We start from the raw sequence: 19373 nt of genomic DNA, 5'->3' as shown, positions 1-19373 counted from the left end.
GTCCCCGCGATCCCGGGGCCTCAGGGCCCCGGGTTTGACCCCCGGGTGGCACGGGCCGGTCCCGCAGGACCGGCCCGCTCAGAGGCCGAAGGCGTCCAGCCCTGCCCGGCCCCGCCCAGCCACCCGGCTACGATCGTCCCCGCTCAGCCCGGCCCTGTTCGGTGCCGCTCAGAGGCCGAAGGCGCTCAGCGCGGCCCAGGCCGTCCCGGTGCCGACGGCGGCTCCGGCGGCCACCTGCGCGGGCGTGTGGTGGGTCAGCCGGACCCGTGCCCAGCAGATCGCCGCCACCACCAGAGCGCCCACGACCAGGGTGGGCGCCGCGGGCAGCACCCGGGCGAGCACCACCACGGTGCCCGCCGACACGGCCGCGTGGAAGGAGATCTTCCACCTGAGCGTGATCGGGACCGTCACCGCGAGCGCGGCCAGCATCGCGGTCACCGTGGCCACCAGCAGCCGGGGCGCGCCCAGCAGGACCAGCAGCACCAGCGCGACGACCACCCCGGCCACCGCCACCAGCAGCGGCCCGGTCCGGCTCGCCCGGTCGACCAGGTGGTGGGAGTCCAGGCGCCCGGCGCGGACCCCGGCCAGGATCACCGCGGCCGGCACCCCGCCGCACAGGACCGAGGCCAGCAGACCCCAGGCCGCGCCTGCCGGGCCGTCGGCCATCAGCCCCACGAGCGGGGGCAGCACGATCACCAGCACCTGCGGCGCGAACAGCCCGGTGATCAGCCGCGCCGTCGCGTCCGCGCGGCTCTCACTCTCGGCGGCCTCGGCGCTTCCAGGGCCTTCAGCGTTTCTGGCGTCCTCGGCATTCTCGGTGGTCGGTCGATCGGTCATCTCCGCCCTTCCGGTGTCCCGATGGTGTTCTCCCGGCCTCTCGGACAGGGCCGTCTCCGCAGGCCCGGCCCCGCCCTGCCGGAGCCCCGGCGGGCCCGGCTCGTGGACGGCCCCCGGGCGGTCGCGTCCCCGGCCGGCCCCGTCCCCAGCCGGGCCGCGGTGTTCAGTCGTTGGCGTGCAGGATGCTGTTCAGCTCCACGCCCGTGCCCTGGCGGGGCACGACCTCGACCGCCCCGGAGGTGGAGTTGCGCCGGAACAGCAGCCCCGAGGCGCCGGAGAGCTCGGCGGCCTTGACCGTCCGCCCCTCGGGCAGGGCCACCTTGGTCCCGGCGGTCACGTACAGGCCCGCCTCCACGACGCAGTCGTCGCCCAGGGAGATGCCGATGCCGCTGTTGGCGCCCAGCAGGCAGCGCCGACCGATGGAGATGACCTGCTTGCCGCCGCCGGACAGGGTGCCCATGATCGAGGCGCCGCCGCCCACGTCGGAGCCGTCGCCCACGACGACGCCCGCCGAGATGCGGCCCTCGACCATGGAGCCGCCCAGCGTCCCGGCGTTGAAGTTGACGAACCCCTCGTGCATCACGGTCGTGCCGCTCGCCAGGTGCGCGCCGAGGCGGACCCGGTCGGCCTCGGCGATCCGGACCCCGGTGGGCACCACGTAGTCGACCATGCGGGGGAACTTGTCCACCCCGTAGACGGTCACCTGGCCCCGGGCGCGCAGCCGGAGCCGCACCTCCTCGAAGCCCTCCACCGCGCACGGGCCGTGGTTGGTCCACACCACGTTGCTGAGCATGCCGAACAGTCCGTCCAGGTTCTGGCCGTGCGGCTGGACGAGACGGGCCGAGAGCAGGTGCAGGCGCAGGTAGGCGTCGTGGGTGTCGGCGGGGGCCTCCGACAGCTTGGTGATGCCGGTCCGTACCGCCACCACCTCCACGCCGCGGTCCTCGTCGGGACCCAGCAGCGCGGCGACCCCGGAGCCGAGTTCCTCGGCGGCCTCCCGCTCGGTCAGCCGCACGGTGCCGGGGGAGGGGGGCTCGCCCAGCTGCGGGGACGGGAACCACGTGTCGAGCACGGTCCCGCCGGAGGTGATGGTCGCGATGCCGGCCGCGTGCGCGCCGGAGGTCTGGGCTGCTGCGTTCACATCGGCCAAGCCTAGCCAGAGCCACCGCCACGGCGGTACGCCGAGGGAGCGCCGGCACCACGCCGGCAGGGCCGGGAAAAGGCGTCCCCGGCACCGGTAGCATCGACTCCCTACAGCTTTCGTCACATCCGACGACGTCCTCTCGGGAGCAACCGTGTCCGCCGTGCCAGAACTTCAGATCACCCTCGCCGGAACCGCGCGCGTGGTGGCGGAGGGCACGACGTACGGCGAGGCGCTGGAGGCCGACGGGCGCTCCGTGGTCGCCGCCCGCGCCAACGGCGAGCTCAAGGACCTCGCGGCCCGGGTGGCCGACGGCGACGTGGTCGAGCCGGTCGAGGCGGGCAGCCCCGACGGGCGCGCCATCGTCCGCCACTCCGCCGCGCACGTCATGGCCCAGGCCGTCCAGGAGATCTTCCCCGAGGCCAGGCTGGGCATCGGCCCGCCGGTGGAGAACGGCTTCTACTACGACTTCGACGTCAAGGACCCGTTCACCCCCGAGGACCTCAAGCGCATCGAGAAGCGCATGCGCGAGATCGTCAAGCAGGGGCAGTTGTTCTCCCGCAGGCCCGTCTCCGACGAGGAGGCCACCGCCGAGCTCGCCGCCGAGCCGTACAAGCTGGAGCTGATCGGCCTCAAGGGCGGGGCGGCCGACGAGGAGAGCGTCGAGGTGGGCGGCGCGGAGCTGACCATCTACGACAACCTCGACGCGAAAAGCGGCGAGCTGCGCTGGAAGGACCTGTGCCGCGGCCCGCACGTGCCGACCACCCGGTCCATCCCGGCGTTCAAGCTGATGCGCTCGGGCGGCGCCTACTGGCGCGGCAGCGAGAAGAACCCGCAGCTCCAGCGGATCTACGGGACCGCCTGGGAGTCGCGCGAGAAGCAGGACGAGTACCTGCACCTGCTGGAGGAGGCCGAGAAGCGCGACCACCGCAAGCTGGGCGCCGAGCTCGACCTGTTCTCCTTCCCCGACGAGCTGGGCTCGGGCCTGCCGGTCTTTCACCCCAAGGGCGGCGTGATCCGCCGCGCCATGGAGGACTACTCGCGCAGGCGCCACGAGGAGGCGGGGTACTCCTTCGTCAACACCCCGCACATCACCAAGCAGAAGCTGTACGAGACCTCCGGCCACCTGGAGTGGTACGCCGACGGCATGTTCCCGCCCATGGAGCTGGAAGGCGCCAAGTACTACCTCAAGCCGATGAACTGCCCGATGCACAACCTGATCTTCCGGGCGCGCGGGCGTTCCTACCGCGAGCTGCCGCTGCGGCTGTTCGAGTTCGGCACGGTCTACCGCTACGAGAAGTCGGGCGTGATCCACGGCCTGACCCGGGTGCGCGGCCTCACCCAGGACGACGCGCACATCTACTGCACCCGCGAGCAGATGCGCGACGAGCTGGCGTCGCTGCTGCGCTTCGTGCTGGACCTGCTGCGCGACTACGGCCTGGACGACTTCTACCTGGAGCTGTCGACCAAGGACCCGGTCAAGTTCGTCGGGAGCGACGAGGACTGGGAGGAGGCGACCCGGACGCTGCGCGAGGTCGCCGAGTCGGAGAACCTGGAGCTGGTCCTCGACCCGGGCGGCGCGGCCTTCTACGGGCCGAAGATCTCCGTCCAGGCCAGGGACGCGATCGGCAGGACCTGGCAGATGTCGACGATCCAGCTCGACTTCAACCTGCCGCAGCGCTTCGACCTGGAGTTCCAGGCGGCCGACGGTTCGCGGCAGCAGCCCGTCATGATCCACCGGGCGCTGTTCGGCTCGATCGAGCGCTTCTTCGGCGTCCTGGTCGAGCACTACGCGGGTGCGTTCCCCCCCTGGCTCGCGCCGGTCCAGGTGGTCGGCATCCCGATCGCCGAGGCCCACGTGTCCTACCTCCAGGACCTCGCGGAGAAGGCCCGCGCCCGGGGCATCAGGATCGAGGTGGACGCCTCCGACGACCGGATGCAGAAGAAGATCCGCAACGCGCAGAAGTCCAAGGTGCCGTTCATGCTGCTGGCGGGCGACGAGGACATCGCGGCCGGTGCGGTCTCCTTCCGCTTCCGCAACGGCGAGCAGAAGAACGGGGTGCCGGTCGACGAGGCGCTCGCGGAGATCGTCGACGCGATCGAACGCCGCGCCCAGGTCTGAGCCCTCCGGAGTCTGATCCTCCCGTCCGGGTCCGAGCCTCCCGGGTCTGAGCCTCCCGGCCCTCGGCGCTCTCGACGGGAGGGCCCTCGGACGGCCGGGACGTCCCGGCCGTCCCGGATCCCCGGCCGTCCCGGACGGCCGGGTCAGGCCGGTGTCGTGCTGCCGGTCTCACCGGGCAGGCGGACGTCGTCCACGGTGACGTTGACCTCGACGACCCGCATGCCCAGCATCCGGCTGATCGTCCGCGCCACGTTGGTCTTGACCTCGTTGGCCACGTCCATCACCACGTGCCCGTACTCGGTCACGATCGTCACGTCCACCGCGGCCGTGCGGTCCTGCACGTGCGCGCTGACGCCCCGCGGGCCACGCCTGACGCCGGCTCCGGCCCGGCGGTGTACCGGCTCCGCGGCCGGACCGGCCTCGTCGCGCAGCTCGGCCACGCCCGCCACCTCCAGCGCGGCGAGGGCGGCGACCTTCTCCACCACCTCGTCGGCCACCTTGATCCGGCCCTTCACCACGGCCCCTGCCACGGCGGAGGGCGCGGGCGGGGCCGCCGGGATCACCGAGACCGACTGGGGCGGGGCCTCCGGGACGTCCGGCGCGTCGTCGCCGGGGGACGCGGAGAGCGGCTCGTCCTTCACACCCGACGAGGACACGGAAGGCACGTAGGACCCCGGGGACGGCGTCGAGGGCGCCGGGGAGGGGTCCTCCTCGGCCACGGTCAGGAAGGGCTCGTCGGGGGAGGCGTCCGGCTCGTCCCGGAAGGACGCGGGCACACCCGGGGACGGCTGCGACGGCTCCGGGGTGGACAGGGACAGGCTCAGGGAGAACGGGCGGGCGGGCCTGCCGCTCGCCTCGGCGGGAGACGCGGTCTTCTCGGTCGGTTCCTCGACGGAGACGTCGGTCATGGGTACTCCTCGGCTGTCGTTGGTGGTGAAGGGGGATTCTGCCGGAAATCCTCCATATTCGTCCGCTGATACCGGGACATGCGGGAAGGCGCCTCCCGGGCTCCGCGGGGGCGGGGCGGCGGGGAGGGAAGGCGGGGAGGCGCGAGTCCGGCCGGATCGGGGTGGCAATATGCTGGCGGCCATGAGCAACGAGCCGGAGGCGCAGCACGGGGCGGGGACACCGGACGCGTTCCAGAGACTCTGGACTCCTCACCGGATGGCCTACATCAAGGGGGCCAGCAAGCCGAGCGGCTCGGGCCCGGAGGACGGCTGCCCGTTCTGCGAGATCCCCCGGATGAGCGACGAGGACGGGCTCGTCGTGGCCCGGGGCGAGTCGGTCTTCGCGCTGCTCAACCTCTACCCGTACAACTCCGGCCACCTGATGGTCTGCCCCTACCGGCACGTCCCCGACTACACCGACCTGGACGGGCCCGAGACCGCGGAGCTGGCCGACTTCACCCGGCGGGCCCTGGTCGCCCTGCGCAAGGCCAGCGGCGCGCAGGGCTTCAACGTGGGCATGAACCTGGGCGGTGTGGCGGGCGCCGGCATCGCCGCCCACCTGCACCAGCACGTGGTCCCCAGGTGGGGCGGCGACACCAACTTCATGCCCGTGGTCGGCCAGACCAAGGTCCTGCCTCAGTTGCTGCGCGACACCAGGGAACTGCTCGCCGGGTCCTGGCCCGCCTCGTCGTAGGGCGGGTCACCGGCGCCCAGGGCCCTGATCCCCACCGAGAGGGTCAGCGGGACCGCCAGCGCCAGCGCCATCGACAGCACCGCGGCGCCCGAGTCGTTGACCAGCATGCCGACCACGCCGCTGATCAGGGTGCCGATCAGCCCGGCCCGCAGCGCAGGGGAGTGTGTGAACGCCGCGGGCAGCACCCCGGCGGTCGCCTGCTCGGGCCGCAGCAGCGCGTACACCAGGAAGGCCACCGCGGCGATCACGACCGGCATCAGGTTGGGGTTGAGCAGCGTGCCGATCATCGCGCCGAACTTGCGGCCGATCACCTCCAGGGCCTCGCCGGTGAACACCTGGCCGACGAAACGTCCCAGGTGGGTCTGCGAGCCCGGCGGGCGGAGGTAGTCCAGGTAGGCGATGGCCATCACGGTGACGCCGCCCGCCACGCAGAGCGCGCCCAGCTTGACGATCGAGACCCGCTTGCCCGCGATCAGCATCGCGGTCACCGCGATGCCCGGTACGAACGCGATCACGCCGCCGAAGTCGCTGCCCACGCCGGGCCAGCCGCCCAGGATCATCGCGAAGCCGCCCAGGCCCGCCACCACGGCGACCGCCGTGCCCTTGCGGCCCCGGCGCGTCAGCCGGTGCGCGATCGTGGACGCCAGCAGCAGCACCGAGGTGGCGAAGAGCGCGAAGGGGATGTTGCCCAGCCCGTAGTAGCGGGCCCCGACCACCGCGCTGTAGCCCATCACGCTGTTGAGCTGCAGCGTCGTCCCGGTCAGCAGGTCACCGGCGAGCACCGCCGCGGTCACGCCCGCCACCACCGCCAGGGGGCCGAGCGGGGCGCGCCGCCAGGGACCGGCCAGCGCCACCGCGGCCAGCAGCAGCGCCGAGACGACGATCCCACCGGCCAGCGCCAGGACCGGGGTCCCCGTGCGGTGCCAGCCGACCAGGTTGACCAGGTACGTCGAGACGGGCACCGAGGCCAGCGCCACCGCGGCCACCCGGATGGCGGTCAGGCCGCGCCCGCGGCGCAGCAGCAGGAAGGCGGCCAGGTAGAAGGCGACCTGGAGCACGGCGACCGTGGTGAAGAACACCCCGCCCGCCTGCCTGATCGTCTGCCCGGCCACGTCGGCCCGGTCCAGCTCCACCCGCGCCGCCTCGACGCCTCCGGTACGCCGCTCGCTCGCCTGCCAGGGCACCCCGATCACCGCCGGGGGGGTCGCCACCCCGGCCAGGGAGAGCATGGTCGCGGTGACGTCCGGAAGGATCGTGATGTCGTCGCGGTGGGTGGAGGCCGCCCCCAGGAAGTGTCCGGGGAGCCGTCCGCCGTTCTCGCCGCTCATCATGGCCACCCGCAGGTGCGGGTCGCCGCCGTGGTCGGACAGGCCCGCCAGCAGCACGATCGTCTCCCGGGGCAGCACGCTCAGCACCGCTCCGGCCTTGGCGTCGGCCAGCCGCAGCGCCGCCGCCCGCTGCTGCGGCCCGAGCGGCTCCCCGTCCGCCGGCAGCCGCCCGCCGGTCACGTACGGCCTGATCAGGTCGTCGACGTCGGCGGCCATCACCCGGCACCTGGTCAGCGCCCCGGAGGGGATCTGCTCGGGGGAGGGGGCGTACACGCCGACGCGGCCCGAGCGGTCGGCCAGGGCCAGCGCGGCGCCGGGGCCGATCGCCAGCGTGCACTGCCCGGCGACGCGCACGGCCTCGCCCAGGGCGCCCGCGTAGCGCTGCCCGGCGACCTCGTGCAGGTAGCCGTAGTCGGGGATGACCGCGCCCGTGCCGGAGGGCTCGGGCACCGGCGGCAGGCCGCAGCCGTAGCCGACCGCCGACCTCACCCCGGCCGAGACCGTCAGCCACCCGTCGTAGGGGCAGGTCACCCGCCCGACCGTGCGCACCGAGAGCGATCCGACGGCGCTCCGCCCGGCGAGCCGCCACAGGTTCGGGGTGGTGTCGGGACCGAGATCGCTCCACCGCAGGCCGGGGACGCCGATCAGCATCACCCGTTCGTCCGCCTGCGTGGCGGCGTGCGCGGCCCCTGGCCACAACATGCCCAATACCACCGCAAACGCGACAAGCGTCCGCTTCACGAACGACCTCCCCTTCAGCTTCGGTCAAGGCTGGCACCGTAGGGGAAGATCGCGCCCGGGTCCAGCCGGGGGGGGCCGGGCGGCGGCCGGGCTCAGGTCCCGCTCGGCTCGCTCTCGTTCTGCAGCCGGTCCAGCGAGGTGACCAGGTAGGAACCGCCACCGGGAACGGTGAGGGTCTGGCGCTCCCCGGCGGCCGCGGGCACGACCGCGATCAGGTTGCGGGCGTCGGCGGTGGCGCACTCGCCGGGCTTTCCCGAGGCGATCCGGTAGACCGCGTACGAGCGGGCCCCGGCCGAGCCCTTCCAGCCGAGCGAGGTGCCCTGGAGCCGCACGTCGGAGGGCCTGGGCGGGGCCTGCCCGCCGCGGTCCTTCATCAGCGGCAGCAGCGCCGGGCGCGAGTAGTGGTTCTTGACGAGACGGTCCAGCACCCCCAGCGGGTTGGTGGACAGCTGCTTGGCGCTGAAGTAGACGTCGCCGGAGACCTGCGGGTACGCGCGGTTGCGGGCCAGGTGGGAGGGCAGCTCGCCGGGCCTGGTCCAGGCGGGGGTGTCGGTGGTGCCGACCCGGTACAGGGCCTGGCCGATGTAGAGCTGGACGCCGGTGCCCTTGACCTCGTTCGCCCACCACGGCATCAGCACGTCGTAGTCGGCGATCGCGAAGGCGCGGGGCCAGTACAGCTGCGGGATGACGTAGTCGACCGTGCCCTTGCGGATCCAGTGCCGGGCGTCGGCGTAGATGGAGTCGTAGGCGGACATGCCGCCGGTGGCCGAGCCGGTGGGGTCCTGGGCCTTGTTGCGCCAGATGCCGAACGGGCTGATCCCGAACTTCACGCTGTTCCTGGTCGCGTGCACGGCCTCGTCGACCTGGGCGATCAGCGTGTTGACGTTGGAGCGGCGCCAGGCGGCCAGCTTCTTGCCCTTGCCGTACTTCGCGAAGGCGGCGCGGTCGTCGAACGTGGCGCCCGCGGCGGGGTAGGGGTAGAAGTAGTCGTCGAAGTGGACGCCGTCGACGTCGTAGCGCGTCACCACGTCCGTGACGACCTTGGTGACGTGCTCGCGGACCGAGGGCAGGCCGGGGTTGTAGTAGGCCAGGCCGTTGTACTTGACGATCCAGCCGGGGTGCCGCCGGGCAGGGTGGCCCGCGGGCAGCGCGGCGAGGTTCCCGTCGTAGGAGGCCCGGTAGGGGTTGAACCAGGCGTGGAACTCCATGCCGCGCCGGTGGGCCTCGGCGATGAGGAAGGGGAGCGGGTCCCAGCCGGGGTCCTTGCCCGCGGTGCCGGTCAGGTACTGCGACCACGGCTCCAGCGACGATCGGTACAGCGCGTCCGAGGCGGGGCGGATCTGGACGAACACCGCGTTGAACCGCCGTTTGGCCGCGTTGTCGAGGATCCTGACGTACTCGGCCTGCTGGCGGGCGACCGACAGGCCGGTCCGCGAGGGCCAGTCGATGTTCTTGACCGTGGCGATCCAGATCCCGCGCAGCTGGCGCTTGGGATACCTGGGGTCGACGTCGCAGCGCGCCGAGGCCGAGGCGGTGGTCGTCGCCCCGTCGGTGGCGCGCGCGGCCCCCTTCGCGTCGGCGGTGCCGTCCGCGCCGGTCCCGGCCGGTGCGCGCTCGGCGGTCCTGGCCCGGCCGGGCGGGGCTTCGGGGCCGAACGTGTAGGCGGCGCCGGTGGTCAGAACGGCGAGTGCGGTAGCGGCCAGCAGAGGGCGTCCGTTTCGCATGATTCCTCAGTCTGGCATCCGGACCGGTGTGCTCCGGCCAGAAAAAAGAAATCGTTTCGTGATGACTTCGTTACGGAAGTGCGGGGTGGGAGGCATGTGCCGGACGGGGCCCGTTCCCGGCCCGGAACCGGGCGGCCCGTCCGGCGCACGCCTCCCGCGGCCTCAGGCGGTGACCTTCTCCACCAGGTGGGACGGGAGCGGTTCGTAGCGCAGGAAGGTCCGGCGGAACGTGCCGGTGCCGTGCGACATCGACCTCAGGTCGATCGAGTAGCGGGTGATCTCCAGCTCGGGCACCTCGGCCTTGACCAGGGTGCGGCCCGCGCCCACCGGCTCGGTGCCCAGCACACGGCCCCGGCGCGAGGACAGGTCGGACATCACCGCGCCCACGTGCTCGTCGGCGACCAGCACCCCGATCTCGTCGACCGGTTCGAGCAGCAGGGTGGGCACCTTGGCGGCGGCCTCCTTGAGCGCGAGCGCCCCGGCGATCTGGAAGGCCATGTCGGAGGAGTCGACCGAGTGGGCCTTGCCGTCGTAGAGGGTCACCCGCACGTCCACCATGGGGTAGCCGGCGACGACCCCGCGCTGCATCTGGGTGCGCACGCCCTTCTCCACCGAGGGGATGAACTGGCGTGGCACCACCCCGCCGACGATCTTGTCCACGAACTCGAAGCCGCCGCCGGAGGGCAGCGGCTCGACCTCCAGGTGGCAGACGGCGAACTGGCCGTGGCCACCGGTCTGCTTGACGTTGCGGCCCAGCGCCCGGCAGCTGCCGCCCAGGGTCTCCCGCAGCGGCACCCGCAGCTCGACCTTCTCCACCTCCACGCCGTGCCGCCTGCTCAGCCGGTCGAGCAGCACGTCGGCGTGGGCCTCGCCCATGCACCAGAGCACGAGCTGGCGGGTCTCGGGGTTGTTCTCCAGCCTCAGCGTCGGATCCTCGGCGACCAGCCGCTGCAGCGCCTGGCCGAGCTTGTCGTCGTCGGCCTTGGACCGGGGCTGGATCGCGACCGGCAGCAGCGGCTCCGGCATCGTCCAGGCCGTCATCAGCAGCGGGTTCTCCCGGTCGGAGAGGGTGTCGCCGGTCTCGGCGCGTGACAGCTTGGCGACCGCGACGATGTCCCCGGCCACGCACGTGGCGACGGTGCGCTGGAGCTTGCCCAGCGGGCAGGACAGTGCGCCGATGCGCTCGTCCACGTCGTGGTCCTCGTGCCCGCGGTCGGCCAGGCCGTGCCCGGAGACGTGCACGGTCATGTCGGGGCGCAGGGTGCCGGAGAAGACCCGGACCAGGCTGATCCGGCCCACGTACGGGTCGCTGGTGGTCTTGACGATCTCGGCGACCAGCGGGCCCTCGGGGTCGCAGACGATGCCGGGGACGGGGGTGCCGTCGAGGGTGACGACCTCGGGCACCGGGTGTTCGAGCGGGGAGGGGAACCCCTGGGTGACGAGCTCCAGGATCTCCGTCGCACCCACTCCCGCCCCGGCGGCCAGCACCGGGTGGAAGCCGCCTCGTGCGACCGCCTTCTCCAGGTCCTCGACGAGGGCCTTGGTCTCGATCTCCTCGCCGGAGAGGTAGCGGTCCATCAGGGACTCGTCCTCGCTCTCCTGGATGACGCCCTCGATCAGGGCGCCGCGGTAGAGCTCGATCTGGTCGGCGTAGGCCGGGCCCGGGGCGTTCTCGGTCCGGGTGCCGGTCGCGTAGTTGTAGAACTTCTGGCTCAGCAGCCCGATCAGGCCGTTCACCCGGCCGTTGGTCACCACCGGCAGGTACAGCGGGGACACCCCGTCGCCGAAGGCGTCCTGGCAGGCCGTCAGGGCGGCCTCGAAGTCGGCCCGCTGGTGGTCCATCTTGGTGATCACCACGGCGCGCGGCATGCCGACCGCGGCGCACTCCTCCCAGAGCATCCTGGTCAGGCCGTCCACGCCGTCGCAGGCCGAGACCACGAACAGCGCCGCGTCGGCCGCGCGCAGCCCGGCGCGCAGGTCCCCGACGAAGTCGGCGTAGCCGGGGGTGTCCAGGAGGTTGATCTTGATGCTGTTGTGCACCACCGGGGACACGGTGAGGTTCACCGAGCGCTGCTGGCGCACCTCGACCTCGTCGAAGTCGCTCACGGTGGTGCCGTCCTCGACGCGGCCCGGCCGCGAGACGGTCCGCGTCGCCTCCAGCAGGGCCTCCACCAGGGTGGTCTTCCCGGCACCGGAATGGCCGACCAGCACGACATTTCTGATCATGTCCGGCCGGTCGGCCGCGGGTGCCCTCCCCGCGGCTCCCGCTGCTCCGCCGGATGTTCTCTCCGCCACATCGCCTCCCGCGTCGTTGCCGAAGGAGCACGGCCCGGTGGGGCCACACCCCGGGGGTCGCAGCCGCGCCCGTACGCCGACGGACGCGGTCTGTTCACCAAATACCCATGTGGCGAATATCACAAGAGGGGTAAGGCGATCCTCTTGCAAGAAGAAGATCGAATCGCTATTGATCCGGTTCGTACGGATGACCGGGCGACTCCGGCACGTGTCCCGGCCGACGCGCCGCCACCCGTGCCGCCGTCCCGTGGACGTCCCGCGGCCGTCGCCGCGACGGCGCCCGGCCGGCAGGTGATCATCGGGTGGCCGTAGCGCGGGTGCAGGCCGGTTGGCCTACGATCGGAGCGCGATGTTGAAACTTCTGCGCCCCGCCGTCACCCGAGTCCTGACCCCGCTGGGCCGGGCCCTCACCCGTCATGGGGTCAGCCCCAACGCGGTCACCGCGGCGGGCACGCTCGGGACCGTCGCCGCGGCCCTGTTCTTCTACCCCAGGGGCCAGCTGTTCGTCGGCACGGTGGTGATCACCTTCTTCGTGCTGGCCGACCTCCTGGACGGGGTGATGGCCAGGATGACGGGCCCGGGGAGCGTCTGGGGCGCCTTCCTGGACTCCACCCTCGACCGGGTCGGCGACGCCGGGATCTTCTCCGGGCTGGTGTGCTGGTTCATCGTGAGCGACCAGCCGGTGCTGGCCGGGGTCGCGCTGTTCTGCCTCGCGGCGGGCGCGGTGGTCTCCTACGTCAAGGCCAGGGCCGAGGCGCTGGGCATGACGTGCGACGTCGGCCTCGCCGAGCGGCCCGAACGCCTGGTCGTCGGCCTGGTCTCGACCGGGCTCGGCGGTCTCGGCGTGCCGTACATCCTGCCCGTGGGACTCTGGCTGCTCGCCGTGGCCAGCGCGGTCACCGTGGGCCAGCGCCTGCTGCACGTGCGCCGGCAGGCCGTCTCCGCCCCGCCCCGCACCCTCCGCTGATCGGAAAGATCGATGACCGACACGCCCTCCCTCCAGGATCGTCTCGTCGCGGCCGCGTTCGGCGCCGGCTGGACGGTCGTCCCCCGCCTGCCCGAGCGGCTCACCGCCGCCGCCTTCCGCGTCGCCGCGGACCGGCTGTGGAAGCGCCGGGGCAAGTCCGTGCTCAGGCTGGAGGCCAACCTCGCCCGCGTCAAGGGCACCTCGCCCTCGGACCCGGCGATCCGGGAGCTCAGCCGCGCCGGCATGCGCTCCTACTTCCGCTACTTCCACGAGGTGTTCCGGCTGCCCTCGATGTCCGTCGAGGAGATCGCCTCCCGGATGCGCGTGGCCGGGGCCGAGACGGTCTACGACCACCTGGCCGCGGGCCGGGGAGTGGTCATGGCCCTGCCGCACACGGGCAACTGGGACCAGGCCGGCGCCTGGTTCGCCGGGACGGGCCACCCGTTCACCACGGTCGCCGAGCGGCTCAAGCCCGAGTCGCTCTTCCACCGCTACACCGCCTTCCGCGAGGGCCTGGGCATGGAGGTGCTCCCGCTCACCGGCGGGGAGGGCCACACCTTCGGCACCCTGGCGCAGCGCCTGCGCGCCGGCCTGCCGGTGGCCCTGCCGGCCGAGCGGGACCTGACGGCCAAGGGGGTCGAGGTGCAGTTCTTCGGCTCGGCCACCCGGATGCCCGCCGGTCCCGGCCTGCTGGCCGTGCACACCGGGGCCCCGCTCATCCCGGCCCTGCCCTACTTCACCGAGTCCGGCTGGGGACTGCAGTTCTACGACGAGATCGCCATCCCGGCCGAGGGCGACAGGAAGGAGAGGGTGGCCGCGGCGATGCAGAGCCTGGCCACCGTCTTCGAGAAGGGCATCGCCGAGCACCCCGAGGACTGGCACATGCTGCAGCGCCTCTGGCTCGAGGACCTGGAGCCCAGGGCATGAGGATCGGCATCGTCTGCCCCTACACCTGGGACGTGCCCGGCGGCGTCCAGGTGCACATCCGCGACCTGGCCGAGGCGCTCATGGCCGACGGGCACCACGTCTCGGTGATCTCCCCGGCGGCGGACAACGCCCCGCTGCCCCCGTACGTGACCTCGGCCGGCCGCGCCGTCCCGGTGCCCTTCAACGGGTCGGTGGCCAGGATGTCGTTCGGGTTCCTGTCGGCGAACCGGGTACGGCGCTGGGTGCGCGAGGGCCGCTTCGACGTGCTGCACGTGCACGAGCCGGCCATCCCGTCGCTCGGGCTGCTCGCCTGCTGGGTGGCCAAGGGGCCGATCGTGGCCACCTTCCACGCCTCCTACGGCAACTCCCGGTCCTTCTCGGCCGGGGTGGCGATCATCATGAGCGCGCTGGAGAAGATCACCGGCCGGATCGCCGTCTCCGACGCGGCCAGGAAGACCCTGGTCGAGTTCATGGGCGGCGACGCCGTGCTGATCCCCAACGGGGTGGCGGTCGGCCGCTACGCCGAGGGTGAGCCGCTGCCCGGCTGGGACGAGGGCGAGGTGATCGGTTTCCTCGGCCGGATGGACGAGCCGCGCAAGGGCCTTCCGGTGCTGCTGGAGGCCTTCACCCTGCTGGCCGCCGAACGACCGGCGCTGCGCCTGCTGCTGGCCGGCCCCGGGGACGCCGCCGAGGTGCTGGAGCGCGTCCCGGCCGCCTACCACGACCGGATCGGGCTGCTCGGCATGGTGAGCGAGGAGGACAAGGTCCGCGCCTACCACACGGTCGACGTCTTCTGCGCGCCCAACCTGGGCGGCGAGAGCTTCGGCATCGTGCTGACCGAGGCGATGTCGGCGGGGGCGGCGATCCTGGCGAGCGACATCCCGGCCTTCGCCAAGGTGCTCGACGAGGGCCGGGCCGGGGCGCTGTTCACCACGGGCGACGCGGCGTCGCTGGCCCGCGAGGCCGCCGCCCTGCTGGACGACCCCGAGCGCCGGGCCACGCTCTCGCGGGAGGCCCGCCAGGCCGTGCGCAAGTACGACTGGTCCACCGTCGCCCGCGACGTGCTGAGGGTCTACGAGACGGTCGCGAGCACGGCGAGCACGACCGGGGTCCAGGAGGACGACGAGGACGCCGAGAGCCTCGGGGACACCGGGGACACCGGGGACACCGGGGACACCGGGGACGTCAGGGATACCGGGGACGCCTCGGGCGCCGATGGCACCGGTGGCGTGGCGGTGGCCGCTCCCCGGTCCGGCGGGGCCGGGCAGCCCGCGGGCGCCGCCCTGGTCGGCACGGCGACCGAAGGCGACGGCGCGGCGTGACGACCACGATCCTGGTGGTGGGCGCGTTCGTCGTGCTCCTCGCCGTCTACGTCTCCTGGCGGGCGGGCCGGCTGGACCGGCTGCACATCCGGCTGGAGCTGGCCCGCGAGTCGCTGGACGCCGCGCTGGTGCGGCGGACGGCCGTCAGCCTGGAGCTGGCGGCCTCCCGGATGCTGGACCCGGCGACCAGCCTGGTGCTGGCCGCCGCCGCCCACGAGGCCCGTACCGCGGGCCCTGAGGAGCGCGAGCACGCCGAGAGCGACCTGTCGCGCACCCTGCGGGCCGTCGTCGACCAGGAGCGCTTCCGGGACCGGCTGGTGGGCACGCGGGCCGGGTCCGATCTGCTGGAGGAGCTGGGCGCCGCGGTGGCGAAGGTCCTCTACGCCCGCCGGTTCTACAACAACGCGGTGGGCGTGACCCGTACGGCGCAGCGCCGCCCGCTGGCCCGCACGCTGCGGCTGGCCGGGCACACCGCCTACCCGGAGTTCTTCGAGATCGACGACGCGCCGCCCAAGGCGCTCGCCGCCGAATAGCCCGAATATGCCTAATAGGCGGTGCATAAACCCGCGTATCTGATAAGTCGGACACCGGTAGGCTCATGGCGTTCGTGCCAGAGGCCTACCTGGAGGAGACGAGTCGTGCGGGTGCCCCGGATGATCACCGCCGCGGTGGCGGGAGTCGCGCTCCTCGCGCCGGCCGCCGCCTGCTCCTCCGACGAGCCGGCGGCCCCCGCGGGCAACGCCCAGGGTTCGGGCGCCGAGCCCAGCGCGACCCCGACCCCCGAGCCCGAGCCGACGCACCCCTTCACCGGCATGCCGGGCGCGGCCCGCAGGCCGGTGGTCGCGGTGAAGATCGAGAACACCGGGGCGGGCAAGCCGCAGCTCGGCCTCAAGAGCGCCGACGTCGTCTACGTCGAGCAGGTCGAGGCAGGGCTGACCCGCCTGATGGCGATCTTCTCCTCGAAGCTCCCGGCCAAGGTCGGCCCGGTCCGCAGCGCCCGGATCTCCGACCTGCACATCGTCCCGCAGTTCGGCAGGCCCGCCTTCGCCTACTCGGGCGCGCAGACCAAGATGCTCCCCTTCATCGCCGAGGCGCCGCTGTTCGACGTCTCCGACAGCAGGCAGCCGGGCGCCTACTTCCGCCAGCCCGGCCGTTTCGCCCCCTACAACCTCTTCGCCGAGACCCGGCGGCTGCTGGCCGGGGCGCCCAAGGCGTCCAAGGCCAAGGACATCGGGTTCACCTTCGGCGACGCCCCGGAAGGGGGCGTGCCGCGCAAGACCTACACCGTGCGCTACCCCGCGGCCCGCTTCGGGTTCGTCTGGTCCCAGGCGGCGGAGAAATGGCTGATCTGGCAGGACGGCAAGAAGAACATGGCCGCCGAGGGAGGCCAGCTCGGCGCCCCCACGATCGTCGTGCAGTACACCAGGACCGAGCGCTCGCAGTTCCACGACAAGAACCAGAGCTACACCCCGCTGGTGCACACCACCGGCAAGGGCAGGGCGGTCGTGCTGCGCGACGGCCGGGCGTTCAAGGCCCGCTGGTCACGGCCCTCGGAGAAGCAGGGCACCGTCTTCACCACCGAGGCCGGGGACCCGATGAACTTCGCCCCCGGACAGGTCTGGGTCGTGCTGGCCTCGGCCAAGCCCGTCATCCCCTGACGGCGACCCTTACAGGATGTCCAAGACGGTCCGCCGACAGTGACAAGGTGGCATGTGAGGGGAGAGGCCGCCCTGCGCCTACGATGGAGGCGTCAGCGGTCGCCCTCCGGGGCGGCCCGTGCCCCGCAGCCAGACGTCGTGAGGTAGAGCCCGTGTCCAGCAGCACGCCCGAAGTCAGCGAGACCACCGTCACCGGAACCGCCCGGGTCAAGCGCGGCATGGCAGAGATGCTCAAGGGCGGCGTCATCATGGACGTCGTGAACGCCGAGCAGGCAAAGATCGCCGAGGACGCCGGCGCCGTCGCCGTCATGGCGCTCGAACGGGTGCCCGCCGACATCCGCGCCCAGGGCGGCGTCTCCCGGATGAGCGACCCGGACATGATCGACGGCATCATCTCCGCCGTCTCGATCCCGGTCATGGCCAAGGCCCGCATCGGCCACTTCGTCGAGGCCCAGGTCCTGCAGTCGCTCGGCGTCGACTACGTCGACGAGTCCGAGGTCCTCACCCCGGCCGACTACGCCAACCACATCGACAAGTGGCGCTTCACCGTGCCCTTCGTCTGCGGCGCGACCAACCTGGGCGAGGCGCTGCGCCGCATCACCGAGGGCGCGGCGATGATCCGCTCCAAGGGCGAGGCGGGCACCGGCGACGTGTCCAACGCCACCATGCACATGCGCAAGATCCGCGGCGAGATCAAGCGGCTGTCCTCGCTGCCCGAGGACGAGTTGTTCGTGGCGGCCAAGGAGCTCCAGGCCCCCTACGAGCTGGTCGCCGAGGTCGCCAGGGCCGGCAAGCTGCCGGTCGTGCTGTTCACCGCGGGCGGCATCGCGACCCCGGCCGACGCGGCGATGATGATGCAGCTCGGCGCCGAGGGCGTGTTCGTCGGCTCGGGCATCTTCAAGTCCGGCAACCCGGCCGAGCGGGCCTCGGCCATCGTCAAGGCCACCACCTTCCACGACGACCCCGACGTCATCGCCAAGGTCTCCCGCGGCCTGGGCGAGGCCATGGTGGGCATCAACGTCGACGAGATCCCGGCCCCGCACCGCCTGGCCGAGCGCGGCTGGTAGACCCCGCACGGTCCCGCGCCGTACGGACGGATCGGCCGGGTGCGGCCGCCCTCCGTACGGCCCCGCACCGGCCGGCCGGATGTGACCGCCGATCGTCGCGCGGCCCCGTCCCGGACGCCCGGGGCGGCCCGCCCCGCCCCCACCGGAACCCCGGCGGGGGCGGCGAAAGGTCGTTTTGGGATGATCCAGGCGTTGGTCGTACCCTGAAGAGGCACCCACCCGCTCTGGAAGGACCATGGTGACCAACGCCCCCACGATCGGCGTGTTCGCGCTCCAAGGCGACGTGCGCGAGCACATGCACGCCCTGGAGGCCGTGGGCGCCCGGGCGGTCGCCGTGCGGCGGCCCCGGGAGCTGGAGGAGGTCGACGGCCTCGTCGTGCCGGGCGGGGAGTCCACCACGATGTGGAAGCTCGCCGAGACCTTCGAGCTGCTCGAACCGCTCCGCATGCGGATCAAGGCCGGCATGCCCGCCTACGGCTCCTGCGCCGGCATGATCATGCTGGCCGACCGGATCGAGGACGGGATCGAGGGCCAGCAGACGATCGGCGGCATCGACATGGTCGTCCGCCGCAACGCCTTCGGCCGCCAGGTCGACTCCTTCGAGGCCGACGTCGACTTCGCCGGCCGGGGGGAGATGCGGGCGGTCTTCATCCGCGCACCCTGGGTGGAATCCGTGGGTTCGGAGGTCGAAGTGCTGGCGCTGGCCGAACCTGGGGATAGGATCGTCGCGGTCCGTCAGGGACCGCTGCTCGCCACGTCCTTCCACCCGGAGATCACCGGGGATGTCGGCGTGCATTCATATTTCGCTGAGATGGTGAGGGAGCTCTAGGCGATGTCCGGCCACTCCAAATGGGCGACGACGAAGCACAAGAAGGCCGCGCTCGACTCCAAGCGCGGCAAGCTGTTCGCCAAGCTCATCAAGAACATCGAGGTGGCGGCACGGACGGGCGGCCCCGACCCCGACGGTAACCCGACGCTGTACGACGCCATCACCAAGGCGCGCAAGAACTCGGTGCCGATCGACAACATCGAGCGCGCCCGCAAGCGCGGCGGCGGCCTGGAGGCCGGCGGCGCCGACTGGCAGACCATCATGTACGAGGGGTACGCCCCCGGCGGCGTCGCGGTGCTGATCGAGTGCCTGACCGACAACCGCAACCGCGCCGCCTCCGAGGTCCGTGTCGCGCTGACCCGCAACGGCGGCTCGCTGGCCGACCCCGGATCGGTGTCCTACATGTTCAACCGCAAGGGCGTCGTGCTCGTCCCCAAGGGCGACCTGGGCGAGGACGACGTGCTGTCGGCGGTGCTGGACGCGGGCGCCGAGGAGGTCAACGACCTGGGCGACCAGTTCGAGGTGGTCTCCGAGGCCACCGACCTCGTCCCGGTCCGCAAGGCCCTGCAGGACGCCGGGATCGACTACGACTCGGCCGAGTCGGGCTTCATGCCGACGCTGAACGTCCCGCTCGACGAGGACGGCGCACGCAAGGTCTTCCGGCTGATCGACGCCCTGGAGGACAGCGACGACGTGCAGAACGTCTGGGCCAACTTCGACGTCTCCGACGAGGTCATGGAGAAGCTGGACGCCTGACGGCTCCCGCCGTCCGGT

General features: G+C 72.5%; 15 protein-coding genes and 1 pseudogene. 10 read left to right on the top strand and 6 right to left on the bottom strand.

From position 1 onward, the window contains the following. Positions 1-168: 168 nt before the first annotated feature. Positions 169-837, bottom strand: coding sequence for a hypothetical protein (locus ABD832_RS33660; protein WP_344903707.1), 669 nt, complete (start codon positions 835-837; stop codon positions 169-171). A gap of 163 nt (positions 838-1000) precedes the next feature. Then, on the bottom strand, positions 1001-1978 hold the full coding sequence (gene dapD / locus ABD832_RS33655) for a 2,3,4,5-tetrahydropyridine-2,6-dicarboxylate N-succinyltransferase (protein ID WP_344903704.1): 978 nt from the start codon (positions 1976-1978) through the stop codon (positions 1001-1003). Positions 1979-2132: 154 nt separating this feature from the next. Here dapD and thrS point away from each other — a divergent pair, with 154 nt between their 5' ends. Further along, positions 2133-4100, top strand: coding sequence for a threonine--tRNA ligase (gene thrS, locus ABD832_RS33650; RefSeq protein WP_344903701.1), 1968 nt, complete (start codon positions 2133-2135; stop codon positions 4098-4100). A gap of 143 nt (positions 4101-4243) precedes the next feature. Here the strand turns inward: thrS and ABD832_RS33645 are convergent, their stop codons facing one another. Then, positions 4244-5008, bottom strand: coding sequence for an Asp23/Gls24 family envelope stress response protein (locus tag ABD832_RS33645; protein WP_344903698.1), 765 nt, complete (start codon positions 5006-5008; stop codon positions 4244-4246). Positions 5009-5189: 181 nt separating this feature from the next. Here ABD832_RS33645 and ABD832_RS33640 point away from each other — a divergent pair, with 181 nt between their 5' ends. Continuing rightward, positions 5190-5741, top strand: coding sequence for an HIT family protein (locus tag ABD832_RS33640; protein ID WP_344903695.1), 552 nt, complete (start codon positions 5190-5192; stop codon positions 5739-5741). Here the strand turns inward: ABD832_RS33640 and ABD832_RS33635 are convergent. The 3 genes from ABD832_RS33635 to ABD832_RS33625 all read right to left on the bottom strand — a co-directional run bounded on the left by ABD832_RS33635 (position 5684) and on the right by ABD832_RS33625 (position 11829). Then, positions 5684-7771 carry a hypothetical protein gene (locus ABD832_RS33635; protein WP_344903692.1) on the bottom strand — a complete coding sequence of 696 codons (2088 nt, stop codon included), beginning with the start codon at positions 7769-7771 and terminating at the stop codon, positions 5684-5686. The two genes, ABD832_RS33640 and ABD832_RS33635, sit on opposite strands and share 58 nt — an antisense overlap. Before the next feature lie 131 nt (positions 7772-7902). Further along, positions 7903-9534: a glycoside hydrolase family 10-like protein gene (locus ABD832_RS33630; protein ID WP_344903689.1), complete on the bottom strand. Its 1632-nt coding sequence runs from the start codon at positions 9532-9534 to the stop codon at positions 7903-7905. A 162-nt stretch (positions 9535-9696) separates the two neighbouring features. Beyond that, positions 9697-11829: an elongation factor G-like protein EF-G2 gene (locus tag ABD832_RS33625; protein ID WP_344903686.1), complete on the bottom strand. Its 2133-nt coding sequence runs from the start codon at positions 11827-11829 to the stop codon at positions 9697-9699. Positions 11830-12178: 349 nt separating this feature from the next. On the opposite strand from ABD832_RS33625, the gene pgsA reads away from it, so the two are divergent. The 8 genes and pseudogenes from pgsA (at position 12179) to ABD832_RS33585 (ending at position 19355) form a co-directional block, all read left to right on the top strand. Continuing rightward, positions 12179-12796, top strand: a complete 618-nt coding sequence (gene pgsA / locus ABD832_RS33620; protein WP_344903683.1) for a phosphatidylinositol phosphate synthase — start codon at positions 12179-12181, stop codon at positions 12794-12796. Positions 12797-12808: 12 nt separating this feature from the next. Continuing rightward, positions 12809-13723, top strand: a complete 915-nt coding sequence (locus tag ABD832_RS33615) for a phosphatidylinositol mannoside acyltransferase (protein WP_344903680.1) — start codon at positions 12809-12811, stop codon at positions 13721-13723. Further along, positions 13720-14811 (top strand): annotated as a pseudogene (locus tag ABD832_RS33610) (glycosyltransferase family 4 protein); the annotation flags it as partial. The gene ABD832_RS33615 and the pseudogene ABD832_RS33610, both read left to right, overlap by 4 nt. Positions 14812-15041: 230 nt before the next feature. Then, entirely contained in the window at positions 15042-15578 is a 537-nt protein-coding gene (locus tag ABD832_RS33605; RefSeq protein WP_344903677.1) for a LemA family protein, read from the top strand. 105 nt (positions 15579-15683) lie between these two features. Then, positions 15684-16703 carry a DUF3048 domain-containing protein gene (locus ABD832_RS33600; protein ID WP_344903674.1) on the top strand — a complete coding sequence of 340 codons (1020 nt, stop codon included), beginning with the start codon at positions 15684-15686 and terminating at the stop codon, positions 16701-16703. 152 nt (positions 16704-16855) lie between these two features. Continuing rightward, complete coding sequence (pdxS, locus tag ABD832_RS33595; RefSeq protein WP_344903671.1) at positions 16856-17770, top strand: pyridoxal 5'-phosphate synthase lyase subunit PdxS; 915 nt, start codon at positions 16856-16858, stop codon at positions 17768-17770. Positions 17771-18008: 238 nt separating this feature from the next. Further along, on the top strand, positions 18009-18599 hold the full coding sequence (pdxT, locus tag ABD832_RS33590) for a pyridoxal 5'-phosphate synthase glutaminase subunit PdxT (protein ID WP_425582706.1): 591 nt from the start codon (positions 18009-18011) through the stop codon (positions 18597-18599). A 3-nt stretch (positions 18600-18602) separates the two neighbouring features. Continuing rightward, positions 18603-19355 (top strand): YebC/PmpR family DNA-binding transcriptional regulator, encoded by a 753-nt coding sequence (locus tag ABD832_RS33585; RefSeq protein ID WP_344903665.1) that lies wholly within the window; start codon positions 18603-18605, stop codon positions 19353-19355. Positions 19356-19373: the final 18 nt, after the last annotated feature.

It is taken from the genome of Streptosporangium longisporum (assembly GCF_039534895.1).
Taxonomy (GTDB): Bacteria; Actinomycetota; Actinomycetes; order Streptosporangiales; family Streptosporangiaceae; genus Streptosporangium; species Streptosporangium longisporum.
Note: the sequence above shows the minus strand (reverse complement) of the source record. Positions and strands in the feature narration are given on the sequence as shown.

Bases quoted from the DNA above. Each gene is read 5' to 3' on its own strand.
- ABD832_RS33640 (WP_344903695.1), top strand. From the start codon at position 5,190: ATGAGCAACGAGCCGGAGGCGCAGCACGGGGCGGGGACACCGGACGCG.
- ABD832_RS33630 (WP_344903689.1), bottom strand. From the start codon at position 9,534: ATGCGAAACGGACGCCCTCTGCTGGCCGCTACCGCACTCGCCGTTCTG.
- pgsA (WP_344903683.1), top strand. From the start codon at position 12,179: ATGTTGAAACTTCTGCGCCCCGCCGTCACCCGAGTCCTGACCCCGCTG.
- ABD832_RS33615 (WP_344903680.1), top strand. From the start codon at position 12,809: ATGACCGACACGCCCTCCCTCCAGGATCGTCTCGTCGCGGCCGCGTTC.
- ABD832_RS33635 (WP_344903692.1), bottom strand. From the start codon at position 7,771: ATGTTGTGGCCAGGGGCCGCGCACGCCGCCACGCAGGCGGACGAACGG.
- ABD832_RS33645 (WP_344903698.1), bottom strand. From the start codon at position 5,008: ATGACCGACGTCTCCGTCGAGGAACCGACCGAGAAGACCGCGTCTCCC.
- ABD832_RS33585 (WP_344903665.1), top strand. From the start codon at position 18,603: ATGTCCGGCCACTCCAAATGGGCGACGACGAAGCACAAGAAGGCCGCG.
- ABD832_RS33660 (WP_344903707.1), bottom strand. From the start codon at position 837: ATGACCGATCGACCGACCACCGAGAATGCCGAGGACGCCAGAAACGCT.